Here is a 12,411-nt window from a genome sequence, read left to right on the forward strand (position 1 = left end):
ACCATGCCGCGTGAGTGTCGGTTCCAGGTCATCCAGCTGACGTGACAGCACGGATTTAACCAGTGTGGCGGTAATCGGTTTCTCCCCCGTTTAGTATCCTGCTTCCATCGCCAGCGTCAGGTGCAACTGGACCTGCAGTAGTGTACGAAGTTTTATCGCCAGCAGGTCAACGGCTTCGGTCGTCAGAATATCTTCAGGCTTACCCTTGCCAGTACTGGTCTTCAGCAACCACTGGATATATTCGCGCTGGCTGCCGGTGATCCCGTCGAGCGTAAAAATATCGGTACGATACCTGTGAGGCCCGGTTATCATTGCCCGTCCCGCCGGCATGTCAACCCGCCTGGGCCGGCTTCCGGTATGAATTATGCGAGTTCAGGTGATTCATATCCCGGCTCCCTTCGCCCTCACTCGACGTCAGGCGAGGCCTGCCCGTGAACACTAACAACGTTCAGGAGCCCGGGGGCATGCCTTCCTCCTTAACCGTTTTTTCGCCCGGGGACGCCGCCCGCGGGGCGGTATTCCCGCGTTAATCTTCTTTCTCCCCGCGCTTTCGCTCCGCCGCAAAAATGTGAGTCATGAGGCGCCCGTATAACTCCCGCTAACTCACAGGACCGGTCAGGACATATGGCTTACCGTTACCGGGCTTCCTGCAGATCCGACGCGCCGGGTGACATGACGTCACTTCGCCCCGGTCTCCGGGACCGTTTCTCCGCGCCGTCTCTGTTTACCGCTTTTCGGACCGCGCGGAGCGCTCACTTTCCCTTACTGAGGTAACTATGTCAGAACATATCCAGAATATGCCCCTCTTCGCGGCCCTCGCGGAAAAGCTGAACATCACCACGCTGTCGGAACTCGGGGATTTTTCCCTGGAGCAGGTCCTGGCGGCGGCCGGCGATGACGTCGGTCATGCAGACTGTCACGCGCTGCACGCCGAAGCGGTCCGCCGCCTGGCGCTCAGCACCACGCGCGAGCGTCAGGCGGTCACCCGAGCGAACCCGCAGCTGCTGCAGGCCCCGCATCTGGGCATTTCCGCGCCGGCTCAGGCGGTCACCTACGGCAATGACTTTGTCCCGGACCGCAATGACCAGTTTGTGAAAGAAGGGGACGTGTCATCCATGTTCTCCCCGGCAGCCTATCTGACCGAGATGTACCGCAACGCGGAGCAGCTGCACGAGAAGGGGAAAGCGTACCATCTGGACACGCGCCGTCCGGACCTGGCCACCCTGACGCTGAGCCAGGACAATCTCGACACGCCGCTGTCCACCCTGAGCCTGTCGAATGAAATCCTGCAGGCCACGCTGAAGCAGCAGGGCCAGTATGACACTTACGAAAAACTGCATGCGGCCCTGGAACAGGACAATAGCAATCCGGGAGGTCCGTATCATCACGCCTTCACCGGCATCAGCGAGGCGCTGCGCGCCCATGAGGCGTCCCCCCTTACCCTGCTGGCGCCGGAAAACCGTCCGGCGGGCCATGATGACGTTGCTGCGCTGTGCCTTGAGCTGGGCATTTCCCCGGCGCTGTATGCTCAGCTGAGCGTCACTATCACCTCCGGCACAGCGGAAATGGAATACCACCGCATCTTCAGCAACCTTACTCTGCAGGAGTTAATGCATGCGAATGTTTTGGCTACCCGTTACGGTTTACCTGAGGCCGTGTTTGAAGAGTTGCTTGGCTCTTCGGCAGAATTCTCTTACGAAGACGCTCTTTGTTTACACCGAACCATCATGGTGCTCCAGGCGACAGGGCTACCGCTATCGGCAGTTCAGTATGCACTAAAGGATGCGCTGAACGCGATTGACCCTGCAACGCTTTCACTGCTCCAGCATCAGCGCGAGATGTTACAACGCTATATGCTTCCGAACTCTGATTTTATCGTGCTTATGGGAGGGACAATTGGAACCGAATCTCATCTTGGGGCACCTTCCCAGTTTGATTGCATGTTCAATACCCCCCCTCTGGAAGGGAATGAATTTAATAAACTTACCCCAGATCAAGATATTAGTATCTTTACTATCGAACACAATAAGTTATTCCAAAGAGTTACCATGCGAGCTTTTGGTGTTACGCGGCATGAATTAATGACATTAGTGGATATTGTACAACGCAGTGGTAAAAATGCCCTTTCTGCTTTTACTGATCTCTATCGTGTAAAGCTGCTGGCCGATATCCATGGCCTGACCGTCACTGAACTGGACACCATTTTGCACCTACTTGGCGTAAGTAAACCACTGACAGAAAATGACTTTTCATCCGTCATTGATAAGGTCTGGACCGCCACCCGTTGGCTGCACGCACAGAAACTCTCCGTGGCCAGCCTTCAGGCCCTGCTGGCAGAGACACACTCCCCGGTGCAGACCCCGGAAATCACCGCGCTGGTGACCGCCCTGCACGCCGATGTGGTACTGCCCGTCAACGCGAACGGCAATCCAGTCGTCCTCACCTCCAAAAACCTGATCCCTGCCCTGGCACCGCATTTTTCCACGGTACTGGGCCTGACCTCGCCGGAAATGACCCATCTGGTCATGCGCTGGGCGGAGCAAAACGGCAGCCATGTCCTCATCTTCTGGGAGAATGTTGCCTCCCTGGCTATCCACGGCGATACGTTTGTGGTACCGGAAAAAGCTTTGAACTACTGTCAGAAGCTGGGACAGATGGCCGCTATCGTAAAAGGTCTGGATCTAAGCGAACGAGAGCTGGCACTGGTGGTCGAGAATCCTAAGGCGCTGCATGCTAACGCTGACTTAAGCCATGTAACACATAAATTTGACTCTCTGATGTTACTGAGCCGCTTTCACTACTGGGTCAGTACTCTGGGAGTACAGGCTTCCGCGGCCCTGACCGCCCTGCAGAAAGGGACGTTGGCGGTGAAGAATCTGGCGGAGATGATGTCCCTGGAAGGAGAGGCGCTGGCCGTCGCCGCGGAACAGGCCGGTGTGACAGTAATCAGTGATTTCATCACGGTTGAACGCCTCCTGCAGTGGTACCAGGCCTCGCAGACCCTGAGCGTCAGCGCCACCGCGGTGAGCGACCTTTTTGCAATGCGCTACGTAGACACCGACAAGCCGGTCTCCACCTTTAGGCAGTGGCAGATCCTGTTCGACACGCTGCTGACCGGTCTCACGGCACGTGAACGCCAGACAATTTCCGCAGAGCTGGAGGAGCGTCTTTCAGCCGCCCTAAGCCACTTGTATATAGGTAAGGTGGCGCCGGCTGAACTGAAGCTTCGCACCCGCGACGACCTCTATGGCTACCTGCTCATTGACAGTCAGGTCAGCGCTGATGTCACGACTACCCGCATTGCGGAAGCCATGGCCAGCCTTCAGCTGTATGTTAACCGCTGTATGCAGCTCGGCCATCTCGAGACCGGGGTCAAAACTGCAGCACTGAGCCGTCCGTTCTTCCGTCAGTGGGCTACCTACAACCGACGCTACAGCACCTGGGCGGGCGTGTCCCAGCTCGCGTATTACCCGGAAAACTACGTAGACCCGACCCAGCGTGCCGGGGAAAGCACCATGATGCGTACTCTCCAGCAGTCCCTCAACCAGGGCCAACTGACGCAGGACCAGGTGGAGGGCGCATTTAAACATTACCTCTCTGAATTCGAGAAGGTCGCTAATCTTAAAATTATCAGTGGCTATCATGAATATGAGAGTCAACAGACTAATAATATCTGGCTGATTGGGGCGACACGTGATGCCACGCCGACTTATTACTGGCGCAAGGTGGACATGAGCCAGTTTAAGGAGGACAAATTCCCGGCGACGGCCTGGACAGAATGGCAGGAGATAACAGTCGCTGCTGCAGCCTTTAAATCCCTCATCAGACCAGTGACACGCGATGGTCGCCTGCATCTGATTTGGGTGGAACAACGCCAGAACGGGCAGAACGATAACAAACCGGTATGGGTATACAGTCTAAAGGAATCTTACCTCGGTCAGAATGGCGCCTGGAGCGCAGAAAAATCATTTAGCCTGGATGATAATCACTTCAGTGAATCTGATATCTCACTACTGTGTTCTGAAGCCTACATTGACCAGTCGTTTGGCATTGCCTTAACGAAGAAATCATCTTCCAATAATTTTACTAGCATTGAGAATGCCTGGCGACTGTCGCCGGACGGGGAATTACATCCAGAGAAAAATAGCAACCGTTTTCCAGAAACAGTACTGAATGACCGTCAGGGGATGATTATTGTCCCTAAATTGTTAGTGAATAAGATAGCTCTTGGTCATTTAAGTGTAGGTGAAGAAGATTATTTCTCATTTTTGACTGCGGGAAATCCTGTGCTAACAAATGGCAGCATTGTATTTTCCATCACCTTTCAAATATGTACATCAGATTTATCTCCGGACATGAAAAATATTGATTGGCGTCTTAATGGGAATGCTGCGACGAGGACAACTCATAAAATTGCCGAAGAGGAGATCAACCTTCAGGAGAAGCTTATCACCACGAAATTGACGATTCCACTCTCGATGCTGGAGGACAATGAGGAAAATCATTTAGAGTTAAGTGTGCGTGATCAAGTTTTTGGCGCACTCTATTTACTTCTTTACGTTGAAACTCCTGAAAATATTTTAAGGCTGCACTGTACACGAGACAATGCGCAGTATATGAGCTGGGGATATAATGATGTAAACGTGGTGCGCCTGAACACCCTGTTCGGACCGGAGCTGATTAAACGCGGCAATCGCGGGCTGGATTCGCTCCTGAGTCTGAAGACCCAGTTACTTCCGGAACCGACTATCCGCCCTAAAGGCGCGCAGGTGACCCTGACCCTGGATAAGTACAGCTCCGCCGTCCACGGTTCCGACAGGACCGTCACGCTGCGCCACACCGGCATCGGTAATAAGATTGGCCCGGACCTCCTGTTCCACGGGGAGCTCAGCCCCGACGCCACCACGCAGGTCACGGTGTTCATGAAGTACTATGACGACGCCAGCGGCAATAAAAATAACTTCTACATTGAGCCTGAATACCAGAAAGGCAAAGTCAATGACATCCTTATCCACAAAGCCGGCGGGGTTGCCGACGTCTGGTCGCTGGATAAAAGTCACAATGGCGGCACCTTCCCGGGCCTGGTCCGCGTGGATCGCGTGGAGACCTTTGCCGGGGAAACACAGTCTGAGCCGATGGACTTCGCCGGCGCCAACGCCCTCTACTTCTGGGAGCTGTTCTACTACGCCCCGATGCTGATTGCCCAGCGTCTGCTCCAGGAGCAGAGCTTCGACGACGCCAGCCGATGGCTGCGCTACGTCTTCAGCCCGGAAGGCTACGGCGACGACGACGGCCGCCACTGGAACGCCCGCCCGCTGCTGGATGACACCCGCTGGAACGACACCCCGCTGGACAGCACCGACCCGGACGCGGTGGCCCAGAGCGACCCGATGCACTACAAGGTCGCCACTCTGATGCGCCTGCTGGAGCTGCTCACCGCCCGCGGCGACCACGCCTACCGCCAGCTGGAGCGCGACACCCTGGCCGAGGCCAAAATGTGGTACGTCCAGGCCCTGGCTCTGATGGGCGACGAGTCCGTCACCCGCCCGGCCGCCTGGGTCGCGCCGACCCTGAAGGACGCCGCCGGCAGTGTGGTGAACCGCCTGCAGGCGATGGAGGACCGACAGGCGTCGCCGGTACGTATCCTGTCCGCGCAGCCCTATACGGCTAACGCCCTGACCGGGCTGTTTAACCCGCAGCAGAACGCCCGCTGGCAGGCCATCCGCCAGGACCTGATGCAGCGCCTGTACAACCTGCGCCATAACCTGACCCTGGACGGCCAGCCGCTGACGCTGCCGATGTTTGCCACCCCGGCAGACCCGGCCGCGCTGCTCAGCGCCGCTGCCGCCGCCGGCAGGGGCGGCACGCCGCTGCCGTCCGGCCGTGAACTGGGGCTGCACCGCTTCCCGCTGGCCCTGGAAAGCGCCCGCAACATGACCGGCCAGCTGATGCAGTTCGGCAACGCCCTGAGCGGCGTGATTGAGCGCCAGGACGCGGAGGCGATGGCGGTGCTGATGCAGACCCAGGGCAAGGCGCTGATGGTCCAGAGCGTGGCCATGCAGAAGAAAACCCTGGAGGAGCTGGGCAACGAGGCGAAGGCCCTGGCCGCCTCCCTGGCGGGGGCGCAAAAGCGCCAGGACTACTACGGCCGCCTGTATGACGAGAACATCAGCGCGGGCGAAGGGTTTGCGCTGGGGGCCCGCGTCACCGCCGGTGCTATGCAGGCCGCCTCCCGTCCGCTGATGGCCGCCGGCGCCGCCGCCAACATGGTGCCGAACATCTTCGGGCTGGCTGACGGTGGCTCCCAGTGGGGCAGCATTCCGTTTTCTATCGGCATGACGCTGGAAAGCATCGCCGCGGGGATGATGACCGCCGCCGACGGCGCCGCGCAGGGTGAAATGTACCGCCGCCGCCGCGAAGAGTGGGAAATGCTGCGCGATAACGCGGAAAAAGAGGTGGAGCAGCTCACCGCCCAGCAGGCGTCCCTGGCGGTGCGTACCGAAGCGGCCGGGCTGCAGCTGACCTATCTGGAAACCCAGCAGGCGCACAACGAGGCCCAGCTGGCCCTGATGCAGCGTAAGTTCAGCAATCAGGCCCTGTATAACTGGCTGCGCGGCCGCCTCTCGGCGCTGTATTTCCAGTTCTACGACCTGACCGTGTCGCGCTGCCTGCGTGCCGAGAAATCCTTCCAGTGGGAGACCGGCGATACGCGCAGCTATATCAGGCCGGGCGCCTGGCAGGGCACCTACGCCGGCCTGCTGTGCGGCGAAGCGCTGATGCTGAACCTGGCCGCGATGGAGAGCGCCTACCAGAAGTGGGACGCCCGCGCGCTGGAAGTCGAGCGCACCCTGTCGCTCGGCGAGCGCTACGGGAAGCTGTCTACCGGGGAGTTTTCGCTGAAAGATGCCATTGAAACGCTGCTTGCCGGCGGTAAGGGCAAGGCCGGCAACGGTCAGGACACCGTCAGCCTCGATAAGGATATCCTCTCCGTCAGCGTGGAGCTGAACGGGCTGGGCCTGGCGTCGGACTATCCGGAGGGCATGGCGCTCGGCAAGGTGCGCCGCATCAAACAAATCAGCGTCACGCTGCCGGCGCTGCTGGGGCCGTATCAGGACGTGCAGGCGGTGCTGGGCTACACGGGTACCTCCCCGCTGGCCCGCGGCTGCTCCGCCATCGCCGTCTCCCGCGGCATGAACGACAGCGGTCAGTTCCAGCTGGACTTCAACGACGGGAAGTACCTGCCGTTCGAGGGGATTGATATCTCGGATACCGGTACGCTGACCCTGCGCTTCCCGACCGCCAGCGACGCCCAGAAGGCCCTGCTGGCCAGCCTGAGCGACATCATCCTTCACGTTCGCTACACCATTCGCGACTGAGTTTCCGGGTATCGTTAACCATTAAATCACAGGCCCCTCCGGGGGCCTGACAGGAGTATATTATGCAGGATATTCAGGAACCGGTTGCCGTCACCCAGCTGTCGCTGCCCAAGGGCGGCGGCAGCCTGCAGGGCATGGGCGAGTCCCTGGGCACCCCCGGGCCGGACGGCGTGGCGCAGATGAGCCTGCCGCTGCCGGTCTCCGCCGGGCGCGGCATGGCGCCCGCGCTCAGCTTAAGCTACAGCAGCGCCGGCGGTAACGGCCCGTTTGGCCTGGGCTGGCAGGCGGGCGTGATGAGCGTGCGCCGCCGGACCAGCCAGGGCGTGCCCGCCTACGACGACCAGGACGCGTTTATCGGCCCCGACAACGAGGTACTCGTCAGGGAGCTCGATAGTCACGGCCAGCCTCTGGTGAGGGAAACCACGACGGCGCAGGGCGTGACGCTCGCACAGCGCTGGCGCGTGACGCGCTTCCGCTCCCGCACCGGTGCCGGCGCCCCGCGCATGGAGTACTGGCAGCCCCTGGCCGCCGGTGCCTTCCCGTTCTGGCTGTGCCACACGCCGGACGGCCAGGTTCACTGTCTGGGGCAGCGCGCCGACGCACGCCTCTCCGGCCCGGACAATCCGGAGCAGATTGCCGAATGGTACCTGCAGGAGTCCGCCTCGCCGGACGGGGAGCACATCAGCTACCACTATGCCGAAGAGAACGACGCCGGCACCGGGACCGCCGAGCGCGAGGCCCATCCGCGTGTCGCGCAGCGCTACCTGCAGCAGGTCCGCTACGGTAACCGGACGCCCCGGGAAACACTCTTTGCCTGGGATGCCACCCCGCCCGCGCCCGACGAGTGGCTGTTTACCCTGGTGCTGGATTACGGGGAGCGTCCGGCCGGTCTGAACACGGTCCCGGCACTGGCTGCCGGCGGGGAATGGGGGCTGCGCGCCGACCCGTTCTCACGCTACGACTACGGCTTTGAGGTCCGCACCCGCCGCCTGTGCCGTCAGGTGCTGATGTATCATGACGTGGCGGCGCTGGACGGGCGTCCAGCCGCGCCGCCGGTGCTGGTCTCCCGCCTGCTGCTGACCTATCACGCCTCGCCGTCGGTCACCCAACTGACCGGCTGCCGGGCGCTCGCGCATGAGCCGGACGGCACCCCATGCGCCCGTGCGCCGCTGTCGCTCGGCTACCAGGCCTTTGAGCCACAGCACGCGCCGGCCTGGCGCCCCCTGACCGGCCTTCAGGGGTTCAACGACGGTCTGCGCTACCAGTGGGTGGACCTGTATAACGAAGGTATGCCGGGGATCCTGTATCAGGACGAGCACGGCTGGCAGTACCGTGCCCCGGAGCGCACCCCGGGCACGACGGACGGGATCACCTATGGCAGCCCCCGCCTGTTACCCGTCCCGTCCCTGACGGAGGGCGGACGCCTGATGGACCTGACCGGAGACGGCCGTCTGGACTGGCTGGTTGCCCGCCCGGGGCTGGCGGGCTTCTACCGCCGTCACCCGGATAAGGGCTGGGGCGATTTTACGCCGCTGGCCGCGCTGCCGACGGAGTTCTGGCAGCCCGGCATGCAGTTTGCCGACCTGAACGGCAACGGCGTGTCGGACGTTGCCCTGATTGGCCCGAAAAGCGTGCGCCTGTATCCGGGCTCCCGCGAGGGCTTTGCGGCGGGCCGTGACGTTGGGCAGACCGGCGGCATTACGCTGCCGCTCTCCGGCGTGGATGCGCGTGAACTGGTGGCGTTCAGTGATTTACCCGGCTCTGGGCAGATGCACCTGGTCCGCGTGCGCCATGACGGCGTTACCTGCTGGCCGAACCTGGGGCACGGGCGCTTCGGCGCGCCCTTTACGGTGCCGGGCTTCAGCCAGCCGGAAGGCGAGTTTGATCCGGGCCGGCTGTTCCTCGCGGACCTGGACGGCACCGGGACCACGGACCTGATTTACGCCCATGCCGACCATCTCTGGGTCTATTTCAACCAGAGCGGCAACCGCTTTGATAAACCTCTGGTGCTGCCGCTGCCGGACGGCGTCCGCTTTGACCATACCTGCCAGCTGACGGTCGGCGACCTGCAGGGGCTCGGCGTCTCGAGCCTGGTCCTGAGCCGCCCGCACATGAGCGAGCAGCACTGGCGCTATGACCTTGCCGGTATTAAGCCCTACCTGCTCAGCCGGGTGAACAATAACTGCGGGGCGGAGAGTCGCCTGCACTACCGCAGCTCCGCCCAGTTCTGGCTGGATGAGAAAGCGGCGGCCGGCGACGGCGACCTGCCGGCGAACCACCTGCCGTTCCCGGTGCATCTGCTGGCCGTCACGGAGTCACTCGATGAAATCACCGGGAACCGTCTGGTCCAGACCGCCACCTACCGGCACGGTGTCTGGGATGGCCGCGAGCGTGAGTTCCGGGGCTTTGCCCTGGTGGAAACCCGGGATACGGACGCGCGCGCGCAGGGCAATGCCGAAGAGCGCAGCGCCCCGGTGCTGACCCGACAGTGGTTCCATACGGGCCTCGCCGGGGATGAACACCGTTATCGCCAGGCCTACTGGACGGGTGACCACCAGGCGGCGAAGCCGGGCGCCACGCGCCTGACCTGCGTGGAGGGGGACAAGGAGGCAGAACTGGACGCCCCGGCGGCGGAGCTGCAGTACTGGCTGCACCGTGCGCTCAGGGGAAGTCCGCTGCGCACGGAGGTGTACGCCGCCGACAACAGTGCGCAGGAAACAGTGCCGTACCAGGTCACGGAGGCCCGTTATCAGGTCCGCGTGGTGCAGCCTGCCGCCCCCGGTGCGCCGTATCCGGTGGTGGCCCCACAGCCGCTTGAGCAGTGGCGCTATGGCTATGAGCGCGTGGCGGACGACCCGGTTGTCAGCCAGGAGGTCACGCTGGCCACGGACGCGTTCGGCTACCCGCTACGCACGGTCTCCGTCAGCTACCCGCGACGTGCCCGTCCGGCCACATCGCCTTACCGTCTGGATTTACCGGAGGGCGCCTGGGAGGCAAGCTATGACGAGCAGCAGGACGTGCTGCGCCTGACGGAAACCGAATACAGCTATCATCATCCGGATACGGCGCACGGCTGGCGCACGGGGCTTCCGCATCAGCAGCGCATCAACCTGGTGACGACGTCAGGTGCAGGCAGCACGCCGTACCTGTCTGCGGAAGTGTTGCTGCAGGATACGGGGCCGCTGGGGACGCATGCGCCCCGACAGTACGCCGGACACACCACGGTGCACTACACCGCCGGCCGGGCGGATGCCCCGCTGAGCGCGCCGACGGTGCAGGCCCTGGTGGCCTGTGAGGAGAGCTCCGGGTTGGATGCCGACAGCCTGAAGGCGCTGGACGGGGTCCTGAGTGCTTCAGAGCAGGTTACGCTTCTGAAGGAGGCGGGCTACACGCAGGCCCTGCCGGCGTTTGCCCGTCCCGGTGAGGCAAAAGTGTGGGTGGCGACCCGCGCGCTGACGGATTACGGCAGCGCGGCGCAGTTCTTCCGTCCGCTGGCGCAGCGGGCCTCAACGCTGACGGGCGCCACGACGCTGACCTGGGACCGCCACCACTGCGTCGTGACGGCCACGGAGGATGCGGCCGGACACCGGACCCGCGCCGTCGTCGACTACCGCTTTATGGTCCCGGTGTGCCTGACGGACATCAACGCCAACGACAGCATGGTGACGCTCGATGCGCTGGGGCGGGTGACCAGCAGCCGCATCCGGGGGACGGAGGACGGCGTGCTGGCGGGCTGCCCGACGCCGGAAGCGGTCCCGTTCCGGGTGCCCGCCTCGCCTGAGGAGGCCCTGGCGCTGTCGGGTCCGCTGCCGGTCTCGCAGTTTATGGTCTATGCCGACGATGCCTGGGCCCGCCGGGTACCGGATGACGTCGACCCGTCCCTGCGCCAGGCGCTGAATGAGGCCGGGCTGATGACGGAGGACGGCTACCTGTGCGCGCTGGCGTACGCCCGCGCCCTGAAGCGTCCCGGGCTCAGCGTGCTGATGTCCGCACTGGACACGGACAGCGGGCGGGCGCCCCCACACGTGCTGACGGTGGTCACCGACCGCTATTATCCGGATGCGGAACAGCAGCAGCGACAGCAGGTGGTCTTTTTTGACGGCGCCGGCCGGGAGCTCCAGACGGCGCAGCGCGTGCCGGCGGGTGAGGCCTGCCAGCGTCTTGATGACGGCTCCCTGGCCATTGATGAGGATGGCCGGCCCCGCAAGGCGCACACCGGGACGCGCTGGGCAATTACCGGCCGCACGGAGTATGACAACAAGGGGCTGGCGGTCCGCCGCTACCAGCCGTTCTTTATCAACAGCTGGCGCTGGCTGCGCGACGACAGCGCGCGTGAAAACGCCTGGGCCGACACGCACTTTTACGATGCGCTGGGCCGGGAAACCGGAGTGCTGACCGCCGCCGGCTGGCGCCGCCGGACGCAGTACACTCCGTGGTTTGTGGTCAGCGAGGATGAGAACGACCTGGCGTACCTGAGCTGATACGTCTCCCCGCCCGGAGGCTGGCCCACCCACGCCAGCCTCCTTTTTACTCCCGCCCGTTCATCGGGCGTCTTTTTTCATTTTTATCACCCCCGGAATATTTATCATGAGCTTCAGTCCTGACTGTTTTCAGCACACCCCGACCCTGACGGTGACCGACAGCCGCGGCCTCGCCGTGCGCACCGTCGCCTTCCTCCGCCATCCGGATACCCCGGACGTCTGTGACCTGCGCGTCACCCGCCATCACCATGACCCCCGCGGCTTCCTCACCCGCAGCGCCGACCCGCGCCTGTACGCGGCCGGACTGGCGAACTTCACGTACCGTCACGCCCTCTCCGGCGCCGTCCTGCGCACGCAGGGCGTGGATAACGGCACCACCGTGACGCTGAACGACGCCACCGGCCGGCCCCTTATCGCGGTCAGCAACATCCGCATTACCCGTGATGGTACGGAGGACATAAGCCGGGCCGTGACCCGCACCTGGCAGTACGAGGACGCGTCGCTGCCCGGGCGCCCGGTGAGCATCACGGAGCAGGCGGCCGGTGAACCCGCCC

General features: G+C 62.6%; 2 protein-coding genes and 2 pseudogenes. 3 read left to right on the plus strand and 1 reads right to left on the minus strand.

What is annotated here, in order from left to right; all coding sequences use genetic code 11:
• Nucleotides 1-291, minus strand: a pseudogene (locus L462_RS25345) (AAA family ATPase); the annotation flags it as partial.
• Nucleotides 292-776: 485 nt separating this feature from the next.
• On the opposite strand from L462_RS25345, the gene L462_RS24030 reads away from it, so the two are divergent.
• The 3 genes and pseudogenes from L462_RS24030 to L462_RS25350 all read left to right on the plus strand — a co-directional run.
• A complete protein-coding gene (locus tag L462_RS24030; RefSeq protein WP_050595770.1) occupies nucleotides 777-7,376 on the plus strand; it encodes a Tc toxin subunit A-related protein in 6,600 nt (2,199 codons plus the stop codon).
• Nucleotides 7,377-7,438: 62 nt separating this feature from the next.
• Nucleotides 7,439-11,857: a SpvB/TcaC N-terminal domain-containing protein gene (locus L462_RS02295; RefSeq protein WP_032679487.1), complete on the plus strand. Its 4,419-nt coding sequence runs from the start codon at nucleotides 7,439-7,441 to the stop codon at nucleotides 11,855-11,857.
• Between the two features lie 106 nt (nucleotides 11,858-11,963).
• Nucleotides 11,964-12,411, plus strand: a pseudogene (locus L462_RS25350) (RHS repeat protein); the annotation flags it as partial.

This window comes from Enterobacter sp. BIDMC 26 (genome assembly GCF_000534435.1).
Classification (GTDB): Bacteria; Pseudomonadota; Gammaproteobacteria; order Enterobacterales; family Enterobacteriaceae; genus Enterobacter; species Enterobacter ludwigii.

Bases quoted from the DNA above. Each gene is read 5' to 3' on its own strand.
- L462_RS02295 (WP_032679487.1), top strand. From the start codon at position 7,439: ATGCAGGATATTCAGGAACCGGTTGCCGTCACCCAGCTGTCGCTGCCC.
- L462_RS24030 (WP_050595770.1), top strand. From the start codon at position 777: ATGTCAGAACATATCCAGAATATGCCCCTCTTCGCGGCCCTCGCGGAA.